18 protein-coding genes are annotated in these 23,621 nt (G+C 39.1%); 6 read left to right on the top strand and 12 right to left on the bottom strand.

Translation table 11 applies throughout. The features are described 5' to 3' along the window. Positions 1–6: 6 nt before the first annotated feature. From P0Y49_02305 to P0Y49_02295, 3 genes are all read right to left on the bottom strand, one after another. Positions 7–3,528, bottom strand: coding sequence for a SusC/RagA family TonB-linked outer membrane protein (locus tag P0Y49_02305; GenBank protein ID WEK19985.1), 3,522 nt, complete (start codon positions 3,526–3,528; stop codon positions 7–9). 25 nt (positions 3,529–3,553) lie between these two features. Beyond that, positions 3,554–4,735: a DUF4974 domain-containing protein gene (locus P0Y49_02300; GenBank protein WEK19984.1), complete on the bottom strand. Its 1,182-nt coding sequence runs from the start codon at positions 4,733–4,735 to the stop codon at positions 3,554–3,556. Positions 4,736–4,822: 87 nt separating this feature from the next. Then, the gene (locus tag P0Y49_02295; GenBank protein WEK19983.1) at positions 4,823–5,407 is read right to left on the bottom strand and encodes an RNA polymerase sigma-70 factor; all 585 of its coding nucleotides are present in this window, start codon (positions 5,405–5,407) and stop codon (positions 4,823–4,825) included. An 86-nt stretch (positions 5,408–5,493) separates the two neighbouring features. Between P0Y49_02295 and P0Y49_02290 the strand changes: the two genes are divergently transcribed. Further along, a complete protein-coding gene (locus P0Y49_02290; protein WEK19982.1) occupies positions 5,494–5,976 on the top strand; it encodes a hypothetical protein in 483 nt (160 codons plus the stop codon). A gap of 6 nt (positions 5,977–5,982) precedes the next feature. On the opposite strand, the gene P0Y49_02285 is transcribed toward P0Y49_02290, so the two are convergent. From P0Y49_02285 to panB, 5 genes are all read right to left on the bottom strand, one after another. Then, positions 5,983–7,629 carry a glycosyl hydrolase family 28 protein gene (locus tag P0Y49_02285; GenBank protein ID WEK19981.1) on the bottom strand — a complete coding sequence of 549 codons (1,647 nt, stop codon included), beginning with the start codon at positions 7,627–7,629 and terminating at the stop codon, positions 5,983–5,985. Then, positions 7,626–8,096, bottom strand: coding sequence for a hypothetical protein (locus P0Y49_02280; GenBank protein ID WEK19980.1), 471 nt, complete (start codon positions 8,094–8,096; stop codon positions 7,626–7,628). Before P0Y49_02280 ends, P0Y49_02285 begins: the two co-directional genes overlap by 4 nt. A gap of 5 nt (positions 8,097–8,101) precedes the next feature. After that, entirely contained in the window at positions 8,102–9,655 is a 1,554-nt protein-coding gene (locus P0Y49_02275) for a putative Ig domain-containing protein (protein ID WEK19979.1), read from the bottom strand. A 118-nt stretch (positions 9,656–9,773) separates the two neighbouring features. Then, positions 9,774–10,460, bottom strand: a complete 687-nt coding sequence (locus P0Y49_02270) for an RluA family pseudouridine synthase (GenBank protein WEK19978.1) — start codon at positions 10,458–10,460, stop codon at positions 9,774–9,776. Further along, on the bottom strand, positions 10,460–11,275 hold the full coding sequence (panB, locus tag P0Y49_02265; GenBank protein WEK19977.1) for a 3-methyl-2-oxobutanoate hydroxymethyltransferase: 816 nt from the start codon (positions 11,273–11,275) through the stop codon (positions 10,460–10,462). Before panB ends, P0Y49_02270 begins: the two co-directional genes overlap by 1 nt. Positions 11,276–11,624: 349 nt before the next feature. Between panB and carA the strand changes: the two genes are divergently transcribed. The 5 genes from carA to eno all read left to right on the top strand — a co-directional run bounded on the left by carA (position 11,625) and on the right by eno (position 16,833). Next, positions 11,625–12,737: a glutamine-hydrolyzing carbamoyl-phosphate synthase small subunit gene (carA, locus tag P0Y49_02260; GenBank protein ID WEK19976.1), complete on the top strand. Its 1,113-nt coding sequence runs from the start codon at positions 11,625–11,627 to the stop codon at positions 12,735–12,737. Then, positions 12,737–13,507, top strand: coding sequence for an ABC transporter ATP-binding protein (locus P0Y49_02255; protein ID WEK19975.1), 771 nt, complete (start codon positions 12,737–12,739; stop codon positions 13,505–13,507). The genes carA and P0Y49_02255 overlap by 1 nt, the downstream gene beginning before the upstream one ends. A 7-nt stretch (positions 13,508–13,514) precedes the next feature. Next, entirely contained in the window at positions 13,515–14,606 is a 1,092-nt protein-coding gene (locus tag P0Y49_02250) for an ABC transporter permease (GenBank protein WEK19974.1), read from the top strand. Positions 14,607–14,696: 90 nt separating this feature from the next. Further along, the gene (aqpZ, locus tag P0Y49_02245; GenBank protein ID WEK19973.1) at positions 14,697–15,389 is read left to right on the top strand and encodes an aquaporin Z; all 693 of its coding nucleotides are present in this window, start codon (positions 14,697–14,699) and stop codon (positions 15,387–15,389) included. 148 nt (positions 15,390–15,537) lie between these two features. Beyond that, positions 15,538–16,833 carry a phosphopyruvate hydratase gene (eno, locus tag P0Y49_02240; protein WEK19972.1) on the top strand — a complete coding sequence of 432 codons (1,296 nt, stop codon included), beginning with the start codon at positions 15,538–15,540 and terminating at the stop codon, positions 16,831–16,833. A gap of 361 nt (positions 16,834–17,194) precedes the next feature. Here eno and P0Y49_02235 read toward each other — a convergent pair whose 3' ends face one another. Genes P0Y49_02235 through P0Y49_02220 form a run of 4 tightly spaced genes read right to left on the bottom strand, consistent with a single transcriptional unit; the run spans position 17,195 to position 23,614 of the window. Continuing rightward, positions 17,195–19,513 (bottom strand): GH92 family glycosyl hydrolase, encoded by a 2,319-nt coding sequence (locus tag P0Y49_02235; GenBank protein WEK19971.1) that lies wholly within the window; start codon positions 19,511–19,513, stop codon positions 17,195–17,197. A gap of 20 nt (positions 19,514–19,533) precedes the next feature. Continuing rightward, a complete protein-coding gene (locus P0Y49_02230) occupies positions 19,534–21,087 on the bottom strand; it encodes a glycosyl hydrolase family 28 protein (protein WEK19970.1) in 1,554 nt (517 codons plus the stop codon). Positions 21,088–21,091: 4 nt separating this feature from the next. Next, a complete protein-coding gene (locus P0Y49_02225; protein ID WEK19969.1) occupies positions 21,092–22,591 on the bottom strand; it encodes a glycosyl hydrolase family 28 protein in 1,500 nt (499 codons plus the stop codon). Between the two features lie 6 nt (positions 22,592–22,597). Next, positions 22,598–23,614 (bottom strand): hypothetical protein, encoded by a 1,017-nt coding sequence (locus P0Y49_02220; protein ID WEK19968.1) that lies wholly within the window; start codon positions 23,612–23,614, stop codon positions 22,598–22,600. Between the last annotated feature and the right edge of the window lie 7 nt (positions 23,615–23,621).

Here is a 23,621-nt window from a genome sequence, read left to right as displayed (position 1 = left end):
CGTTTATTAAAGACTGAAATTAAGGCCGATTGTGGTAGTTAAAGGCTCTGGCAATGCATATATCGAAGCAATATTGGATGTAGAAGATGCCCCAGTTAAAGCCTCAGGATCAATACCAAACTTATTTTTCTTAAATAAGTAAAGGTTATTCATCTGCGCTACTGCCCTAATAGATTTAAATGGTGTTCCTTTTAAGAAAGCTGGCTTAAAGTTATAACCAAACTGCACTTCCCTAAGTCTAACGAAGGAGGCATCAATAATGCTGTTAGTCGATAAAGTTGCAGATCTCATATAACTATCACTTTCGTTAACAAAAGCCATATCCACTAATGTAGGAATATCAGTAGTTAACTCGTCGCCCGGTTTACGCCAACGCTGTGCAATCTGATTGTTATACGCACCACTCCAGTCGAAAACATCCATTCTTGGCATTTCCCGGCGTGCAACATGGCCATAGTTAAATACTAAGAAAGCCATTGCTTCAAAGCCTTTATATCTAAAGATATTGCTCCAGCCTCCACTTAATTTTGGTCTGACGGTACCACTGTAAATCAAGGATCCAATATTCGGAATATAGATTTTGTTACCATCCCCATCATAAACCTGTGGCCTGCCGGTATTGTCCAATCCAGCCCATTTATAACTCCAAATTGACTCACGAGGATAGCCTTCCAAAAAAGGAACAGTACCATTGGGGCGATTAATTGCAGGACTGCTATCTGTAATTTTATTGCTCGTCACTTTATTTTTGTTATAACCCAGGTTCAGGTTACTGATCCAGCTAAAATCTTTAGTTGTTATAATACCAGCCTTCAAACTCAACTCAACTCCGTGATTAATCATATTAGCAGAATTGATGATTGCCGAGGTCAATCCAACGGTAGGATCAAGATCCTGATTACCCAATAAGTCATAGCTATATTTCCTGTAGTAGTCCAATGACATCGTAAAACGGTTTGTCAACAACCCAAGATCTGCTCCCAAATTAAATGTTTGTGAACGTTCCCAACGAAGCTTAGGATTTGGGGGGGTACTTAACCTCGCCCAATAGTCATTGGTAATAGTGCTGAGAAACCGTGAAGCTACTAAATACGTTGTAGTTAAACTACTTCTATCAAAATTCCCTGTTAAGCCATAAGTTGCCCTAAAGCCTAAATTAGAAACTACGTTCGACTTAAAGAAATCCTCATTACTGATATTCCATTGCCCTCCAATAGACCACAAAGGTGTTCTTTTAAACTTAGGGTCTGCCCCAAACAAATTAGAATGGTCCGTTCTGTAACTCGCGCTAAAATTATAGCGCGTATCATAAGTGTAGGTGAAAGTCGAATAAAAAGAATACTCGCGATTGTCAACAAATTTAAAGCCGTCATAAGAAGCAGGATCATATTTTTGGGTTGAGCCATCCCACCACTTGATACCTGTAGCTGCCAATGTCTTTCCATCTACATTTTGGAAACTTAACAAATCGTCATTATAGCCCAGGTGTCGCCCATTGTTAGCTTCAGTTATTGTTTTGCGTAAGTCAAAACCTGCGATTACATTTACATAATGCTTTTCTTTAATTGTATTGATGTAATTCAGCTGATTGCGGAACGCGTAATTATTATATGTTGTCGTATTTAAATCCAAAATATCACCTTTAGGAATATTGAGTATCAACTTCTTAGTAATAGCGTCTACTGAGGTCAAACGGTTAATTAATGTTCTCGCATCATATCCTGTCTCTACATATCTGTTTCTAATGGTATTTGTGGTACGCTCATAAATAAAATCGTTAGATAGGCTCAATCCTTTAATTATTTTCCAATCCGCACCAACCCTTGTTTTCAGTCCCCATCCTTTGTTTGTATTATTGGCTTGACGATTTTCTTCGAGCAGGTTAAAACCGTTATCCAAATATCCCAGACCTTTTAACCTATCGTTCTCTGTTTTGTTGAAATTTATATAATCATAAACATAATTACCTTGGTTGTCCTCTAACATTTGATAAGGCAATAGTTTTCGGATATTGCTTTGCATATCCGAATAGCCGTTCTTTCCTGAAGAATAATTGAATGAGAAATCCGTTCTCATATCTACAAAACTGGCCAGTTTAAAAGTGTTTCTGGAGTTTATGGTCATGACATCGGAATTGTTTCCCTGGGCACCTCCCAGGTTAGACTGATAATTTCCCGATAGGAAATACAGCATCTTATCAGATCCTCCCGAAAAAGACATAAAATGACTTTGACTAGCTGCCGGACGCAACAATAAATTATCAATCTGCTCTTTATTAGATAAGCTGGCTAATGCAGCCAGTCTTTGGTCGCGTTGGGCCAAAGTGATGTCCTTTCTGTCGTAATCACTTATAATGCCTATAGACTGAGAATAACCAGTCTTGTAGCCATCAAAAAGATAGGAACCAATATACCCTTTATCATACTGTTCTTTTTGATAATCTATCACTGATGCCGCATCTGCCCTACGTAGCTCATTGTAATCTGGACGATTTGCAATCCTAACATTACCGGAATAGTTAATTTGTAATTTTCCAGCCTTACCTTTTTTTGTAGTGATAACAATTACGCCATTGGCTGCCTGTGAGCCCCATACAGCTGAAGCTGAAGCATCTTTTAGTACAGTAATATTCGAGATTTCGTTGATATCCGGAAATAGAGTACTTACGAAACCATCAATTACCAGAAGCGGCTGGGTACCTGCGCGTAGTGAGCTACCCCCTCTGATTCTTAAGTCGTCTAATCCTTTTGCATCTTTATAAATGACCAATCCAGGAACAGCCCCCTCCAATAATCTATTTAGTGAACGATTATTATTTTGTTCAATTTCTGATTCAGGAAGGACAAAAATTGCCCCTGGTGCATCCTTCTTTTTCAAAGTTTGATAACCCGTAACCACTACTTCGTTCAAAAAAGCTACATCCTCTTTTAATAAAACATCTATCCTGCTTTTTCCCTTTACACGCTGTTCTTGTTTTTCGAACCCCACAAATGAAAACTCCAAAACATCCTCGTCATGTACGCGAATTGCATAACGACCATTGATATCTGTAACCGTTGTTGTTTTTTCAAGCTTAGCTTTTACCAATACTCCGGGAATTCCACTTCCTTCTTTGTCTGTAACGATACCAGTAATGTCATGCGAAACGCTTTTCACAGTGGCAAGTTGATTCCCCGAAATCCTTGGCTTTATAACCAAATGATTATCAATAAGCTGATAACTATAACTCGTATTGAGTACAATCTTCATCAGCTCATCGAGCGAAACATTTGAGACGTTAACATCCACTTTCCGGGATGCATCAAATTCATCATTGCTATAAAAAAAATCGAGATCTCGCTGCTGTTCCTTCATTTTATGGAACAGCTCAGTTATGCTGATTTGTTTACCGGAAATGGTAAACCTTCCTGCTTGCGCAAATGCACTGACTGGAAGTGCGCATATAAAGGTGAGGTAGAACAGACAGAAAAGTCTGGCAAGTTTAGACAAACGGTGTTTATAACCGCTTTTAGTAAAAGTTTGGTTCATAAATTAAAGGTTAGTTGATTAAAATTTAAGGTTTAGTGATGTAAAGTGTTCCATTCCGGATTTCAAATTTCACATTGGTTGATGTACTGATCAGGCTAAGTACAGTATTTAGTGTTTTATCCTTTTCTATGGATCCTGTGAAACGTAATTGTCTGGCCTCCTGATTTGTAAATACAACTTTAACATTATACCATCTGCTAATACGCTCACTAATTTGTGCTAAAGGCATGTTATCGAATACAAATACACCATCTTTCCAGGCATAGTCACCATAAATCAATTCTGTTTTTTGTAAGACAGGTAAGGTATTTGGCTTTTTAGTACCGATTCTGATTTTAGATCCTGCAAGCATACGTTGCTTGTTGCCATCTCGATCACTGACATTAACAATTCCTTCCACCAGAGTAGCTTCGGCATAATCTGCATTTTTATAGGCTACCACATTAAATGCCGTACCCACAGCCTCGACATCCATATGATCTGTTTTAACAATAAAGGGATGTTTTTTGTCTTTTGCTACTTTAAAGTAAGCCTCACCCACCAGCTTCACCTCTCGAATGCCGACGTTGTTAAAATCGACGCGATAAGTTAATTCAGATCCAGAATTAACCCATACATGAGTCTTATCCGGTAAAATAATTTCATATTGTCCACCATCAGGAACGATGAGTTTATGATATCCTTGCTGCCCCGAATTGGCTGTATAAATCAAAGTATTCCCTTTATTGGTCGCTACCAGGGTATTCTTACCTCCAGAAATATCAAGGGTAGCTTTACTTTGCAAACTTATGCGCCTTCCATCAGGAAGTACAAGCTCTGCCCGATTCGTCCCAGGCTGTATAACTTCGGCAACCAGCTCTGCTTTCTGATTTTTATTTGTTATTGTATAAAGCAGCAAGCCAACAGCGGATAGCAAAACAACAGCTGCGGCATGTCTAAGCCATGATAAAGATGTTTTTTGAGCAATCTGTCTTATAGCTACCTCCGATATCCGGTGACTTACTTTTCCCCAAGCCACATCTGTATTTGGCCTTTTAGCAGATTTATCCTTAAAAAGACTTTTCACAGCAACCAGATCATTGTATTCTTGTTGGTTTTTAGCATCCAATGCTAACCATTTAGTTAGTTTATGCTGTTCTTCAGGACTCAATTCTCCCATAGTAATGCTTCTAACCATTAGCTCCTGCATGTATGCTTTGCTATTCATTTGCTCCATATAACAACATGACATCCCAAGAGAAAAAAAGGGTGATGTTAAACTGAATTATTTATTTTTATTCCCTAAACACCTCTTTTACAAGAAGAAAACCAGGAATGTCAGATCTTTTAACTTTGGTCTGAGTGTAGAAAAGGCTTTGGTCATCTGGGTTTTAACGGTATTTACAGAGATAGAGAGCTCCTCTGCGGCTTCTTTATAGCTTTTATCTTCAAGCACACATAACATAAATACTTTTCTGCATTGCGGCGGTAGTTCATCTATTGCATTCATAATCCTTTCTCTGGTTTCTGTTGCTATAAGTGAGTCACTGATTTCCTCAGCTTCAGTATAAGTAGCTCCATATTTATCAGCATAAATCTTCCTTACCTTTTGAGATTTTATATGATTCAGGGCCGCATTTTTTACAGAACGATATAAATAATGCTCTTGCTGAATTTCCAGACTATCTGTCTTGACAGCAGCCCAGCATTTTACAAAAACATCCTGTACGATGTCTTCAGCAACCTCCATATCCTTGGTAACGATATTGGCATAAAAACACAACGTTTGATAATGCTCACGAAAAAGTTGTTCAAACTGCTGATACATGATGCTTTGATTTCCATTATTTAAGGCAGCCAAAAATACATAAAAAACCAGATCAAATGACAAGGCTTTCATGATGCTTTGGTACTATTTATCAGCCAAAAAAGTATTTTAGGAAACAACTAACCTATTGACTTGTTATAACCCGATAACGTTTTATTATGAAATCAACAATTCTAATAATGGTAGCCTTTTCATTGATCATGGCAGCCTGTAACAGTGAAAATAAAAATAAGCAGCCTGCTGACAACGAAAAAATCGCGGCTACCAATCCGCCTACTGACCTTGCAATAAGCACTAGCGATTGTTATGTGCACATCAAAAACAGAGATACTGCAACGCTTAAAATAAATATTGATGGTCAGAACCTCATTGGAGAACTCAACTATAAATTATTTGAAAAAGATAGCAACAAGGGTGAGATTACAGGTCAAATAAAGGGTGATACCATTATTGCTGAATACACCTTCAATTCCGAAGGAATGAAATCGGTGAGAGAGGTTGCTTTTGTAAAAAAAGCAGATGGCAACATGTACGAAGGTACCGGTGAAGTAATGGAAAAGAATGGCAAAATGGTTTTTAAAGACCACTCTGCCCTAAAATTCGATGATTCAATGGTATTTACGAAAACAGCCTGTAAATAGAGGTCTTTATCCTCTTATTTTTAATGCCTTCTCATTGGCTCCTGCTCTATAAATCACCTGTTTTTTTGCCTTCCTTAAATCACCGCCATCAATCATAATTCCTTCATTTGATGCCCCTTCTAAGCTTAATAAGGTCTGGCAAGGTGTTAAAGATCGGGTTGCAGTAAACAACAGATCTTTCGAGTTTACAACTCTTAACAACGACTCTGCGCTCATGCTACCTTGCACGCTTAAACCGTTTATTGCCGCATCCTTTACATTATCCAAAACGATTGCCGGACGGGCATCATCAGCTTCAAATTCAAAACGTACGTTCTGAAGGGTTAATCCTTTTACATTCCGTGCATACAAGCCATAAGCCGGAGGGCCACCGGGAGCAATATCCCATACCCCAAAATACTCTGCAGCTACTTTTGGTATATCTCTTTTACCGGCCTGGGCTTCAGTACCACCTCCGGCATATTTTACATGAACATCGGTAAAACTGATATTTTCAAGATAATGATCGCCCATGGCATTTAAAGTAATGCAGGAGTTTTTTTCACCTTCCCAGGTATGAAGATCAAAATGAATATCAGGATGTGGAACTGGTAAAGCAACGACCGAAGCCCTGATGCCATTAAATGAAATATTCCGGATAAAGGATTTTTCGCCTCCGCTAAAACCAATGCCAATGGGTCCTGTCACATTCTTCATGATGATATTCGAGAATGAAAAATTCTCTATACTCGCTTTTCCGGCACTAATCTTTATCGGGCAACCATAAGTATCATAAATAAGGCAATTGGAAATCGCTATATTTTGAGAGTCGCCCCCTCCAAAACGAAATATAGACCATCGTGTACTAAAGCTACAGTTTGTAATGGTTACAAACCGGTTACTACCAAATAATGCACAGGCATCATCCTGACATTGCACGTCACAATTTGTAATATGCACATACTGACAGCTATTAAAATGAAAACCATCATTATTTTTATTTACACGGTTATAAATTCTTACCCCATCAATATAAACTTGTTTGCATTGCAATAACCGGATACAATGATAGGCGCTGGCTTGTAAAAAAACTTCATGAAGACGAAGTTCGCTACATTGATAGAAAATGAAAAGATGCGGACGGTCAAAGTTGCCATCCACTCCTTTCTGACCTGGCCCGGTATTGTCTCCTTTACCTGTGTAAAAGGCCAAACCATTACCATCTACTGTACCTTTCCCTTCAATACTTAATCTTTCTGCGTTTACCGCATATAGAAAAACGATATTCCCATTGCCAGATGGCACACCTTTTCCTGCAGTATAATCTTCTCTTTTAGGACTGCCCAACAATTTCCCTCCGGCCGACAAATGAAATGTCACATCTGATTTGAGCTGCAGTGTACCTGACAAAAAAACTCCGGCAGGAATCAATACTGTCCCTCCTTTAGCCATACTGCAGGCATCAATTGCTGCTTGTATAGCCAATGTATCCAATGTTTTCCCATCACCTTTTGCGCCGTAATCCATTACATTATATATATTGAATTTGTTGGGTTCAACGCCAGGTACTTTAGCACTAATCATTGCAACACCCGCTACGGTTAAGGCAGGGACTGATACTTTACCTAACCAAGCACGGCGGGACAGCTGATCTGAGGATTCTTTGTTCATCATTGCTTATTAAATTTGAGGGTTAATTCGGCTTTAGGAGCCTCCAGAATTTCTCCGGTATCCTTATCTTCATATTTAATGTTGGTGAAATTCGCCTTCCAGGTCATCTCACTCCCCGTTACATCTGTTAACTTCCATACATTAGCGTTAAATATTTCGGCATCATTCAATTTCATATAAATTAAGCTATCCTCTTCCGCCAAATCATAGGGTGTATCAACTACTGCAGAATCTTGGGTTTCGATTTTAGCTTTTGAGCCCTTCACAAAACTGACATTAGTAGCCAAACTGGTAGTATTTAAGATTTCTTCGTATTCTTTTTGCCCTGACTGATCAAAATAAATAATACTGTTGGATTGAACGGACCATTTCCCTATCAGGTTATCGCTGATTTTTTCCACCTTCGAACCATCCCTTTTGCATCCAACAACAACTGTTGCCATAAATGCGACTAACAACAACCTAATCATTCTCCTTACTTAACAGGAAATAATTGAACCATTACTACACCATGTTGAGCCACATCGGCAGAAAATTCCTGATCAAAAGTTCCAAGGTTCTTTTGGCGCCATAAGTCGCGCACAACATACTTCCCTTTAATACCCAAATCCGACCACTTTAACACCATCTTTTGAGTCCCATTATCAGCAAGATTAAACAACCCTACTGCTTTACTGCCATCCTCCATATTTTTTGCCATTACACCAACATCTCCGTCTTTTGTGATTACAGTTGCTTGTTTCCCCAATGGGTCCTGATTTACGGCATTTACTTCATCATTTGTGAGTAAGCCCAATGTAAAATCATCCAGTTTAGAAATATCATTACCCAACAATAATGGCACAGACATTAGGCACCAGGCACTCATGTGTGTGTACTGCTCATCAGGAGTTAATTTTGAAGGCCACTTTTCCGGAGTATTCCAACCTACAACTCCCACGATCATCATATCAGGATCATTCCAATGACCAGGACGGGCATATTTTGCCCATTTGTCTTGCGTAAAGATTCTGCTCTTTAAACTTTTCCAGTTGTCTTTAATATCACCGCCTGTCCGCCATGCATTTGAAACTTTCGACAAGTCGGCAATAGTTTCAAACGGGGTGCTGTTGGATAAACTATACACAACATCACGCCCGCTTTTTCTGAGCGCATCATACATCGATTTTGTCTCGGTTAATTCTATCGGATTCCAATCGTACTTTAAATAATCAAAGCCCCAATCGGCAAATTGTTTAGCATCATTATCCCAAAAATGGTATGTTCCAATTGCATAAGGCAATAGTTTCTTGTTACGTGTCACATTTTCCTTTGTCCGCTCAAATGTTCCTTCGGGGTTCATAGCAGAACCACCAATACGATGTCCATACGACTCAATCCATGGTGTAGAATAAGTACCGATTTTAAGACCGAGGTTATGTACCTGATTTACCAGTTGCTGCATATCCGGGAAACGGCTACTATCCGGAAGAATAGCATGATACTTCCCTCCTCTTTTCCCTTGCCAACCATCATCGATATTCATATAAGACCAGCCGTAGTTAATTAAGCCTGTCTCCGCCATAGCCTTTGCTTGCGTTAATACCTGTTCCTGAGTAATCCTCGTACCGTATATGTTATAATGGTTCCATCCCATTGGAGGGGTAAGCGCAATCTCTTCTCCAACTACTATTTTTAAATCCCGTTTAGCTTTGCCGAGAGAGTTTGAAGCTTCAATGCTGATGACATAACTACCTGCTTTAGCAATTGATCCCGAAATCTGTCCTGTCTTAGAGTCAACCTTAACACCTTTAGGCAATTGACTTGCAGAAAAAACCATAGGCCTGTTACCGGAAGCAGGTATAGTGAATAAAATAGGATGCTTCGGGCGAACGCCAAATACTTTAGGCCCGTTTATTCGGGGTTCTGGCTTTGCTTTAGGCGTTAAAATAACTGCAGAATTTACTTCCTGAGCAATTACGAAAGAACTGTAACAACTCATAAAAAGTACAGCTACTAACAATATTTTTTTGGCAGAAATTAGTTTCATTTACACTTGTGTTAATGAAACTAAAATTAAACAATGGCCTAATGAAATAAGTGTGTCTTATACGCTTAATTGTCAATCATCTTGACATTAGAAAAACCTGCAATAAAAAAGGGATTAATTAAAATCCCTCAAATTTTTCCCAGAAGCCATCAACAGGCAACTTCGCGAAGATATTTATTGGTTCTTTTTTAACCGGGTGAATAAATTGAAGTCTGCGTGCATGTAGACAAATACTCCCTTTGCGACTACCACGGGGATAGCCATATTTATTATCACCCACAATTGGACAGCCTAATGTAGACAGCTGTACTCTGATTTGATGTGACCTCCCTGTTAGTGGATCAACTTCTATTAAATAATAGCCGTTTAACTCACCAATAAGCTTATAGCTTAATTCGGAACGCTGACTGCCCGGCACCTCTGTATTATAAGGAGTAACAACGTTTTTTTGTGGGTTTTTAATCAACCAATGAACCAAGGTACCGGATGACTTTGCAGGTTTATTGCGTACCACTGCCCAGTAAGTTTTTTTAACCTCCCGGTTTTTAAACATTGCATTCATCCTTTCCAGTGCCTTGCTTGTTTTAGCAAACAGGATTACACCGCTCACTGGTCTATCCAGGCGATGTACTACACCTAAAAATGCACTATTGGGTTTATTATACTTTGCTGCCAGATACTTTTTAACCTGTTCATCTAATGGTTCATCACCGGTTTCGTCAACTTGTACAATATCCCCGGCACGCTTCATTACGGCAATAAGGTGATTGTCTTCGTAAAGAATGTCTTTATCAGTTACAGGCATTAATATTGTTCCTTTTCGTTTGGAAAATCATTCCCCTTAACATCTCTGATATAGGATTGTGCAGCTTCTTTAATCCCATCATATAAATTCAGATACTGACGTAAAAAGCGGGGTTTAAATCCTTTAGTTAAACCAATCATATCGTTGATTACCAAAACCTGTCCATCACAATCAGGGCCACCACCGATTCCAATAGTTGGAATATGTAAACTCTCTGACACTTCTTTACCTAATTTGGCCGGAATTTTTTCCAGCACTATAGCAAAACATCCAGCTTCCTGTAAAGCCAGGGAATCAGTTCTTAATTTTTCAGCTTCAGCTTCATCTTTTGCCCTTACTGTGTAAGTCCCAAATTTATATATAGATTGAGGCGTAAGTCCCAGGTGACCCATTACAGGAATACCGGCTGTAATGATGCGCTTTACAGAATCTACGATTTCAGTTCCACCTTCCAGTTTCACGCCATGTGCACCCGATTCTTTCATGATGCGAATAGCAGAGTTTAAGGCTTCTTTTGAATTACCCTGGTAAGAACCAAAAGGCAAATCAACCACTACAAAAGCACGAGCAGCACCTCTAACTACCGACTGTGCGTGATAGATCATCTGATCTAACGTAATAGGAAGCGTAGTTTCGTGACCAGCCATAACATTGGAAGCCGAATCGCCAACTAGCAATACATCCAATCCTGCATCATCCAGAATGGTTGCCATTGAATAATCGTAAGCAGTTAACATAGAGATCTTTTCTCCACGTTGTTTCATTTCCTGTAATATATGAGTCGTTATTCGTCTTACTTCTTTATTTACCGACATGCTTTTATAGTTTTGTTAAAGCAAAATTAGGTTTTACATTCGGAATAAAGGGATTTTTATTGTTTTTGTGACATTCTGCTTTTCTCCTCCACTTATGAAAGTGCCTGTAAACATTCCAAAGTAATAGTCTATCGGGATATTCTGAAAGGCTATTCCCCGCTCGTATGCAGCTAGATTTACGAAATCTCAAAAAAAACCTTGAATAAAACCTGCAAAACCCTATCTTTGTACCCCGAAATGAAGGGCTTAATTAACAGCACATTTGTTAAAGACATATTCGGTGTAAAAACCGAGCCTAAATCCTCATTTTTCCTTTTTTTTACACCCATAATTTCTCATTATAATTACCATGACTAACTACACCAAGTTACCTGCGATCTTGTTATTGGCTGATGGAACCGTATACTATGGCAAAGCTGCTGGAAAAATAGGTACAACCACCGGCGAGATTTGTTTTAACACCGGAATGACAGGATATCAAGAGATTTTTACAGATCCATCTTATTTCGGTCAGATCATGGTAACAACCAATGCGCACATTGGAAATTACGGAATACATAAAGAAGAGATCGAATCTGACAGCATCAAAATTGCCGGACTGGTTTGTAAAAACTACAACATCGGTTTTAGCCGTAAAGAGGCTTCAGAGTCTATTCAGGATTATTTTCAAAATGAAAACATTGTAGGTATTTCAGACATTGATACTCGAGCCCTGGTACGTCACATCAGACATAAAGGTGCTATGAATGCCATTATTTCTTCTGAAATCACTGATTTAGAAGAATTGAAAAAGAAATTAGCAGAAGTACCATCTATGGATGGTCTTGAGCTTTCTTCTCAGGTATCAACTAAAACGCCATATTTCTATGGTTCTCCTGATGCTACTTATAAAATAGCAGCCTTAGATCTTGGTATTAAAAAGAATATCCTTCGCAACTTTGAGCACAGAGATGCTTATGTACAGGTATTCCCTGCAAAAACTACTTTCGAAGAAATGGATAAATGGGGCGCTGATGGTTATTTCATCTCCAATGGTCCCGGCGATCCTTCGGCAATGCCTTACGCTATTGAAACCGTTAAAAAAGTTTTAGCTGCAGAAAAACCTATGTTTGGTATTTGCCTGGGTCATCAATTACTTGCAGAAGCTAATGGCATCCGAACCATGAAAATGTTTAACGGTCACAGGGGCTTAAACCATCCGGTTAAAAACATCATTAAAAACCACTGCGAAGTAACTTCTCAGAACCATGGTTTTGGTGTAATTCCTGAAGAGGTTAAAAAATCTGATAAAGTTGAAATCACCCATATTAACTTAAACGACCAGTCTATTGAAGGTATCCGTGTAAAAGGAAAGAAAGCATTCTCGGTGCAATATCACCCTGAATCTTCTCCAGGTCCTCACGATTCGCGTTACTTGTTCGATGATTTCATCGAAATGATTAAAGGTGAACTGGCCTGGTAATGTCAACTAAAAACGCCATTATCAGTGTAAAGGACCTGGTGAAAAAATATGAAGATTTCACAGCGGTTCAAGGCATTAGCTTTGATGTGTATGAAAATGAAATCTTTGGCCTTTTAGGTCCTAACGGTGCCGGAAAAACCACCACCTTAGAGATTATTGAAACACTTCGCGAAAAAACTTCAGGAGAAATTCTGGTAGATGGCTATTCTGTAGATAAAGACGCCAATAAGATCAAAAGAATTATTGGCGTACAATTGCAAGCTGCAGGCTATTATCCAAACCTGAACCTGATTGAGCTAATGGAGCTTTTTTCAGGTTTATATGGAGTAGACATTAAACCGATGGAAATGCTTGAAAAAGTAAACCTTCAGGATAAAGCAAAAGCAAAATACAAAGCACTTTCCGGTGGTCAGAAGCAACGTTTTTCTATAGCGACGACTTTAATTAATGCTCCAAAAATAATCTTTTTGGATGAACCAACTACGGGCTTGGATCCCCAGGCACGTCGCAATTTATGGGACCTGATCATCGATATTAGAAATAATGGAACGACAGTGGTGATCACTACGCATTACATGGACGAAGCGGAACAATTATGTGACCGCGTTGCTTTTGTAGAACGTGGAGAGATCATTGCGCTTGATACGCCGGATAATCTGATAGACAACCTGGTAAATAGTGGATTCGAAAGAAAAAAAGAAGTTAAAAAGGCCAACCTCGAAGACGTTTTCATTAACCTGACCGGTAAGGAATGGCGGGAAGATAATTAAGATAAACATGGGCAAACCCTACAACAATACCAAAGCTACACTGGCACTTGCCAAAGCAAGCTTCCGTTCAATTATGCGGAGTCCGTCTGCAGTTGTTTTTACACTTGCTTTTCCTTTAATATTTATCCTTGTTTTTGGTTTTCTAGGCAATGGGGGTGTAAAAGTTAAGCTCGCGGTTGCGCCGGATTCTGATCTGCAAAATCCAATCATACAAGCATTGGAGCATGCTCCCGTAATCAACCTGATTAAAGATAAAGATACGGCAGACATCAGAAAAGGTCTGGAAAAAGGGAATATTGATGCCCTGATTAACGTAAAAAAGAATGAGGCTGGCACTCCCGCTTATTTAGCAAATGTTGAATATACCTCAGCATCTATTGATAAGGGCAGCATACTTAAATCTGTGCTCAACAATTTACTTTACACGCTAAATGCCAAAGATGTAAAACCTACTGTTGCCGAGCTTTATGAAAGTACGCTACAAGGTAGAATTTATCGTACCATTGACTTTATTTTACCTGGTCAATTGGGCTTTTCACTGCTTAGCACAGGAGTATTTGGTACGGCATTCGTATTTTTCAGTTTGCGTCAAAATCTGGTGATCAAACGTTTTTTTGCTACACCTGTTAAAAGATCAAGTATTGTTTTTGGAGAGTGTCTTGCCAGGATAGGCTTTGCCTTATTGGGCGCCGTTTTCATCATCCTTATTGGCCATTTCTGCTTCCATTTTACGTTGATACACGGTATAATTACCGTCTTAAATATGCTTTTGTTATCGGTTATAGGACTTATAGTATTTATGGGTTTCGGCTTTGTCGTATCAGGCATCGCTAAAAGCGAAAGCACCATCCCTCCTATTTCCAACATCATAACCTTACCTCAATTTTTATTGTCGGGAACCTTTTTCTCTATCGAAGCGTTTCCTTCCTGGCTTCAGCCAATCAGTCATGCTTTACCCCTAACCTACCTAAATGATGCTATGAGAAAGGTGGCATTTGAAGGTGCCGGTCTATGGGATGTAAAACACCAGATTTTGATCATGATCATTTGGGGAATTGGCATATATGCCGTTGCTGTTAAGGTGTTTAAGTGGGAGTAAACCCCTCCTGAGCATATAATTTCCCTATAGGAATATTAAACATTTGTAGTTAAATTCATTGTAAACAAAAACACTGAAAATAAACTACTTATGAAAAAACTAGCAGCAGAATTTATTGGAACATTTTGGTTAGTATTAGGCGGTTGCGGGAGCGCCGTTTTGGCCTGTAATTATCCGGGTGCCGGCATTGGCTTTTTAGGTGTTGCTCTTGCATTTGGACTAACGGTAGTCACGATGGCTTATGCTATAGGACACATTTCCGGCGCACACTTAAACCCAGCCGTTTCAGTTGGGTGTTGGATTGCCGGCCGGATGGATGTCAAAGACCTTATTGGCTATATTGTATCACAAGTTTTAGGCGGTATAGCCGCAGCATCTATTCTGTATGTCATTGCTACGGGTAATGGAAGTGCTATTGGTAGTTTTGCCAGTAATGGTTATGGTGATCACTCTCCGGGCAAGTACAGTATGGGTGCAGCTATGGTTTGCGAAATTGTAATGACCTTTATCTTTTTGCTGGTTATTCTTGGCGCTACAGACAATAAATCACCAAAAGGCTTTGCAGGATTAGCGATTGGTTTATGTTTAACCTTAATCCACCTGATCAGTATCCCGGTGACCAATACTTCTGTAAACCCTGCCAGAAGTACGAGTCAGGCATTATTTGTTGGTGGTGAGGCATTAAGCCAGCTTTGGCTATTCTGGTTTGCTCCAATTGTAGGTGCAATTTTAGCCGGGATAGTTTATAAAGCCTTCTTTGCTTCATCTCCGGAAACAAAATAATCCTTCATAAAAGCATTAAAATAAAGGGCCGTAAGTAATTACGGCCTTTTTTGCTGATAATTTAAAATTTATTATAACTTTGGATATTGTCTTAGTAATTGTACTTTTTACACTAAGGCAGATTTACTAATAAAAACCAACTAATAAAATGAGTTTAATAATCGATGTTCATGCACGGCAAATACTTGACTCCCGTGGCAATCCTACAATTGAAGTAGACGTAATGACAGAAAATGGTGTTCTTGGTCGTGCAGCAGTACCATCAGGTGCTTCAACAGGTATGCACGAAGCAGTAGAGCTTCGTGACAATGATAAATCTGTATACATGGGTAAAGGCGTTTTAAAAGCTGTTGCCAACGTAAATGATAAGATTGCAGGTGAATTAAGAGGTGTTGATGTATTTGAGCAAAATGCCATCGATAACTTAATGATTAAATTAGACGGAACAGAAAACAAAGGTAACTTAGGTGCCAATGCTATTTTGGGTGTTTCTTTAGCCGTAGCTAAAGCTGCTGCACAAGAAAGCCGTCAGCCTTTATACCGTTACATCGGCGGTGTTAATGCCAATACGCTACCTATCCCGATGATGAACATCGTAAACGGTGGTTCTCACTCTGATGCTCCTATTGCTTTCCAGGAATTTATGATTATGCCTGTAGGCGCTTCTTCATTCTCTGAAGCATTAAGATGGGGAACAGAAGTATTCCATAACTTAAAAGCGATTTTACACGACAGAGGTCTTTCTACTGCTGTAGGTGATGAAGGTGGATTTGCTCCAACTTTTGAAGGCACTGAAGATGCTGTAGAAACTATTTTGAAAGCAATTGAAAAAGCTGGTTACACGCCAGGTAAACAAATCGCTTTAGCATTTGACTGCGCTGCTTCTGAGTTTTACAAAGACGGCAAATACGATTATACTAAATTTGAAGGTGATAAAGGAGCTATTCGCACAAGTGCTGAACAAGCTGAATATTTAGCTTCATTAACTGAAAAATATCCTATCATCTCTATTGAAGATGGAATGGGCGAAGACGACTGGGCTGGCTGGAAACTTTTAACTGAGAAAATCGGCGACCGAGTTCAGTTGGTAGGTGATGATTTGTTTGTAACCAATGTTAAGAGACTACAAACAGGTATCGATAGCGACACTGCAAACTCTATTCTTGTAAAAGTAAACCAGATTGGTTCTTTAACAGAGACGATCAATGCAGTTTCTTTGGCACAAACCAATGGTTATACTTCGGTAATGTCTCACCGTTCGGGTGAAACTGAAGATGTTACTATCGCTGATTTAGCTGTAGCATTAAACTGTGGTCAAATTAAAACAGGTTCGGCTTCACGTTCAGACAGGATTGCAAAATACAATCAATTGTTACGTATTGAAGAAGAATTAGGTTCTGCTGCCAGATTTATTGGTAAGGACTTTAAATACGCTGTAAAGTAATTTAGAAACAAATATTTTGAAGAGGTTGTGTCATCGATAATGATGACACAACCTCTTTTTTTATGCTTAATGCTCATTCCAGTTTTATTTTTGCTACATTTAGGTTCCAAGCGGCAAAAGCTCCGCAAAAAAAACTTTTCAAATTTCTTTTAAGAACGAAATGTGGCCTGCAGAACCACAGTACCGCGCTTAATAACATAGCCGTTCTTACGCCGGGTCTGGTTCGTCTCTGCTTCGGACCTCGTTCGAGAAAATCCAATTGAAACATCATGCGTAGACGAGGAGCAGTAAAACCATAGTAAGGTGTACTATCCGGGCAGAAAAAGCCCCGCCAAAAATCTGAAAAAAATAAGATTTCTTGTTAATAAGCACTAATCCCGGAAGGTCTGTCGACAGCCTTTGAAGCCCAATCTTTATTTGGAATATTTTGAAGATAAATTTCTAGTTTTCCACCTTTCATCAATTCTTTATGAGCAATATAGCCTTTGGTATAGCTCTGTCCATTTAGCTTCACTTTACTAATGTATTTGTTTTCTGGGCTGTTGTTATAGGTCGCAATTTCCAGCGCTTTATTTCCGCCCAGATTGATTCGAATATTATCAAACAGAGGTGCACTTAAAATATACTGTCCAGATACCGGATCAACAGGGTATAAACCGACAGCACCAAATACATACCAGGCCGACATCTGACCAGTATCATCATTTCCACTCAATCCTCCAGGTCCTTCAGTATATTCCTCAAATAAGATACGCCTAACTTCCCGTTGCGTTTTCCATGGAGAAGACGTATAGTTGTACATAAAAGGGATTTGATGTCCCGGTTCATTTCCATGCCAATATTCTCCTTTGCTAAACAGATTATCCAAAGCTGTTTCCAACTGCTTTGTGCCACCCATTAATTTTGCCAAACCAGGTACATCTTGTGGCACGTACAATGAATATTGGCGCGACGTACCTTCTGTAATGAAAGAAAGCTTTTTATCCGCATCAAAAGGTGTATACCAAGTCCCTTTTTCAGATTTCCCATTCATGAAACCAAGTGCAGGGTCAAATACATTTTTATAGTTCTGCGCCCGCTTAATCAATGCATTATAGTCAGCCGTTTTATTTAAATCTTTGGCAACACAGGCTAATGCATAGTCATCAAAAGCATATTCCAACGTCCGGGACACTTGTTCTCCTTTATGAAATGCCTCCAACACAGGATCTTCAAGAGGCACATAACCATATTTTAAATATGATGGCAAGGCACGCCTTCCTTTACCATCAACATAATCCGTCTGCGATGGTGAATCAAAAGCATTCTGACGCATGAGGCTATATGCTGCATTTACATCATAATTTTTAATTCCTTTAAGATAAGCAGAAGCAATAAAAGCCGTAGCATGGTCGCCAATCATAGCTCCGGTATAACTATTCCAACAAGGGAATATAGGCAACCATTTACCTTGCTGGCCTTTTAATACAATGGAATTAACCATGCTGTTTACCAGTTTTGGTTGAATAATTTCTAATAAAGGCAGCTGAGCACGGTAAATGTCCCACATAGAGAAATCATCGTAATAATTACCCTGTTCCAGCTTTGCGTTTTCATATTGGTGCGCAAATTTGGGATAAGTACCATCAACATCGTTAAAAAGACGCGGATGCTGCATACTATGATATAAGGCTGTATAAAAAATTCGCTTTTGCTTTGCGTCCTTTCCCTGGACGCTTATTTTTTGCAATGCTTTCTCCCAAATTCCTTCAGCCTGTTTTTTTACGACTTCAAAATTCCAGGCAGGAATTTCAGCATCCAGATTTTTACGTGCCTGCGCGATACTTGTAAAAGAAGTTCCAATGCGTAGTTTGATCTGCTCACCCGACTTTAGATTAAAACCAATAAATGCACCCAGATCCTTTTGGTTCATTATACTATCCGTCAGGTAAACCTTCTCTTCGCTAAATGTACCTTTTGCGGTAAATGCTTTCTCTACCCGGATTACAAAATAGCCGCTAAAGCCTGCTGGTTTACCAAGTCCCTGATAGATACGATGAGCAGGATTATAGCCAACAATCTCCTGTCTTTGCTGGTCTACCTTAACATAACCTTTGCGCTTATCGCTATTTGGGGTAACCAGAATATATAGACTATCTGCTTTGTTCATCGTAAACTGCATCATGCTACTTCTGGCAAGGGCTGTAAATTCGGCAGTTACCTGATAATGATCCAGTTTTATACGATAATAATTTGCAGTCGAAACTTCCTGTTCGTGTGAATAAGGAGTCATATAGTCATCCGCTTTGGTTTTTAGCCCACCAGTAATGGGCATAATGGTAAAACTGCCATAGTCTTGTGTACAACTGCCGCTTAGCCAATGTGTCCCTCTAAACCCAGACAATTTACTATCCTTATAATAGTAAGGAGCAAGGCATTTTTGTTCTGTACGTTGCGTCTGTGGAGTCCACTGCGTCATTCCAAAAGGAACACCAACTGCAGGAATGGTATTAGCAAGCTGTTCGGTACCTTCCCCATGCTTTAAGGCTGCGATAGTGGTGCTATTCGAAGTCCCAACCATAGGCTGAACATAGGGTAAAACACCAGGGCTTTGAGCTTTTAAAGCAGCAGCCCCCCAGATAACTATCGTGAACGTCGAAAGTAGTAAACACGTTGAACGGTAAATACTTTTATATTGCATAATTGATTAAGCTTAACCAGTTAGTAATTTGATAATTTTAGAATATTTTTTTGATTTACCTCTTTTTCAGCATTAAAAACAGACTTTACATTGCTAAAGTTATTATTTATAAATCTAATCGCATCTGTGCGATCCCCCTCTATTTTTGCAAACAATTGCAATGGTTTAGCAGAATTATAACCGGAAAAAGTTGCATTGGTCACTTGTTTTAACCACAGCATAGATTGGTTCTTTTCCGGAATATCCAACTGAAACTGATTTAAGGTTAGGTTATCTACATCTTCAAAAATCATGGCCGGCCGGGCATCAGGATTTAGCAGTTTAACCTGTATATTATTCATGGTAAGATTTTTCACGTGTCGAACATACAACCCATAAGCAGGGAGCGTAATGCCAAACATCCTGTTTTCGGGATATCCGTTGTCCTTTTCAGGAACGGGAGCATTTGCATGTTCAATCGTACCCAAACCTCTTGCATGAATTAAAATATCTCGAAGGATTACATTCTCGACATAGTTCCCGGCTATACCAGTTATTGAGCTTGGTAAATAGCTCTCTGTTGTGGCTACTATATTGCTGATGATGATATTTTTCACCGTACTTTTTATTCCCTTGCGATTACCCAATCTGATGAAAATAGGCGTTTGTATATCTTTCATGCTAATGTTAGTGATCGTTACCTGATCCATTGTCCCGCCATCAACCACTTCAAGTGCAATACCGGAAATACCAAGCGAGTCTGAACTGGCATTCACCTTAGTTTTCCATTTCTGACTTGGGCTGCTTTCCGAAGCTTTACGAATGATGCAATTACTGATTGCAATATTTTTGAACCCTCCTGTTGCAGCTGTTCCCATTTTGATAGGATTACAATCTGAAGCAATCACACAATTGGAAACGACTACATTTTCGCAAGGTAATTCCCGGTCACTTTTAAAACACAAGGCATCATCTTCCGAATCAATAATGCAGTTGGAGACTACAATATTCTTCCCATCAATGTCTAATCCATCGTTATTGGTTGCACCATGGTTGTATATCCGCACACCATTCACAATCACTTCTTCGCTACCCAAAATACGGAACGCCCAAAAGGCAGCGTTTTTCAAGGTAACATCTTTTACCGTTACATTCTTTGAATTGCGTAGCCACAATACATGTGGACGCACCCGGTCTTTGTTAGACTCCTGAAATACCTCATTTTCTCCATTCCCATTAATCATACCCTCGCCTGTAATAGAAACATTTTCTACAGCGTCACACATCACTAAACTTCGGGCAGTATAATCAGCCTTCAAAAGGCTACCCGAAATCATTGCATTCCTGTTTAGATGAAGCTCTACATTACTTTTCAAATACACAGTTCCTGACAAATATTTACCTGAAGGGACAATGACAATACCACCCCCATTTTTACTACATTCGTCAATTGCCTTTTGAATAGCGGCAGTGCATTTAGTTACACCATCTGGTTTTGCGCCAAAACTAATGATGTTGTATTCCTGGGCATTGACTTTTAAAATGCTGCAAAATAGAAGCAGGCATATCGTAAAACAGGCTTTAAAGTTCTTCATATTATTAACGGCGATTGTTTTCAAAATAGATTTCATTACTCTTGATAATTTGTGCGTCATCGGCATTTATCCAACGGATTTTGCCTTCCTTATTTTTAACAGAAACACCTTTTACAGTACCATATTCAGTATCGTCAAACACAATTGGATACCTGGTATCATTTCCAAACAAGTTAATTTGCACATCTTCTATAGTTATTCCTTTAACATGGCGCACATAAAAACCATTTGCCGGCGAAACCTCGCCCAACATATGTGTAGACGGATAACCACCTTCATTCTCTTTTACCGGTTGATCTGCTCCTTCGCGTGTTGCAGTGCTTACTACATCAAATATCATGTGATGTAATTTCACATTCTCTACATAAGTACCTGGATAAGCGGTAATAGAGCTTGTTCTGCCACTGTGTACTTCTGCAATAATATTACTGATCATTACATTGCGCATACTGCCTTTTTTAGCTTGATCTTTATTCAGGCTTTGACGGTTACTTATTTTAACAAAAATTGGAGTTTGTGTACCCTTCATCGTAATGTTGTTGATCATGATGTTTTCTACCGCTCCACCATCTGCACATTCAAGCGATATACCCGATACCATGGATGGATCGGCAGTAATGTTTTTATAACGTTTTGTCCAGTTTCTGAAATTGCTGAATTTACTTGCATTAACACTACAGTTGCTGATGGTGATGTTCTTAAATCCTCCAACTCCCGGGGTGCCAAATTTGATAGCATTACAGTTTGTAGAAATTACGCAGTTGGTAATCGTTACATTTTCAACGACCTTATCATCAATGTAGCTTTTCAGGCAAATTCCATCATCATCACTATCGATGATACAATCCGAGATCACTACATTTTTACTGTCAATATCAATCCCATCCTGGTTCCAGTTGGAATGATTAAGGACCCTAATTCCATGTATAATTACACCATCACAGCCCAGGTAATCCTGCATCCAGAAAGCTGAATTTGTCAAGAAAACATCCTTTACGGCCACATTATTACAAGAAATAAAGAACAAGAGTTTTGGTCTGTCAGATCCATTATCACCTTTCTGATAAACAGGATCGCCCCCATTGCCATTTATGGTTCCTTCACCTGCAATGGCAATATTCTGCTGGGATTCTGCATAAATCAAAGCCCTGTTTGCTTTTGATTTTCCGTTACCGCTATGTGTATCTCCACATACCACCGATGTTGGTGAATTTGCAGGATAGTCTTCGGGCTTTGTACTACCAAATATCGTCGCCCCTTTTTCCAAAAAAAGGGTCACATTACTCTTCAAATATAATGTCCCGCTTAAAAAGGAACCTGCAGGAATAATGACAGTGCCCCCCTCTTGGGTACAGGCATCAATTGCTTTTTGTATCGCCTTCGTATTGATCGTGACACCGTCACCCTTAGCACCAAACTTTGTAATAATAACGGTTTTAGAAAAGAGTGGGCTGCAAAAAAATAAAATGCTAAGTTGAAGAAAAATTGTCTTATAGATATTCATAATTGGTTATTGTCGGTTTTGGTATTTGATGACTAGATCTGCAAAACTTTGCGATTGGACCTTGATATTTGAAACTTTAAATATTCCTCCGGTTCCATCTGCACGAAGAAAGGCATATACATCTCCATTTACAAGAGCAGCTGTTTTAGTAGGATTTGATACCGAATTCTGAATAAATGAAGATAGCTCATTATCATGTGTAATCTGATCAAAATCATCAGAAGTAAGTGTTAGTTTTTTAAACTGAATTTTCTGCAATGCGCTGTTACCTTTAAATGCTGCAAATTTTACTTCATCAGTAACTAGCTGATCCGTTGGCGATACATAGATGTAAGTTGTCCCGGAGTGGTAAGCAATCAAATCGATATCCCCCAGCTTCGGAAGCACATCCAGTGAAAAAAAATAACCTAATCTTTTAGTAGTCGATAGTAATGGCATGAAGATATTGGTTAAAGTAGAGTTAACACTTCCCGGTGTTATATCAAAACACGACTGCTCTCCAGTTCGTACAGACCATACATTAAAAATCTTTCCATTTGTACTACCTTTCTTTATTGGCCTGATGATATTTTGCTTAATCGTTTCTGCATTCTTTTGATCAAGTGCATCAAAAGTTAAGGTAATGGGTATACCTGCTACATCCTGATCAATAATGTAATAAGCATAATAAATGGTCACATCTTTTACCGCAATCGTAAAATTACCCATAGCATCAAGTGCATTTTCAGGTATGGTTTTTACCACACCGGATTGTAAAGATCTATTTAAAGAACTTGTCGTTACGGTAAACTTTTTAAGGTTGTCATTCGCATGCAGATTAAACTTAAAAACTACTTTACTTGATTGCTCATACTCTTTTTCCGGACCTACTGCAATGGTTGTACTACCTACCACATCAGCTGACTTAGCCACTGTATAATCCAATACTGGTTTTATCAAATTCTCTGGTCTTTCATCCTGCTGCTTACAAGATGAATAACCAATTGCAGCAGCCAGTGCCCATACATATATTATTTTGTTCATCGGTTTC

The sequence above is a fragment of the Candidatus Pedobacter colombiensis genome (genome assembly GCA_029202485.1).
Lineage (GTDB): Bacteria > Bacteroidota > Bacteroidia > Sphingobacteriales > Sphingobacteriaceae > Pedobacter > Pedobacter colombiensis.
The sequence above is the reverse complement of the archived record's forward strand: the minus strand, read 5'-3'. Positions and strand labels throughout refer to the sequence as shown.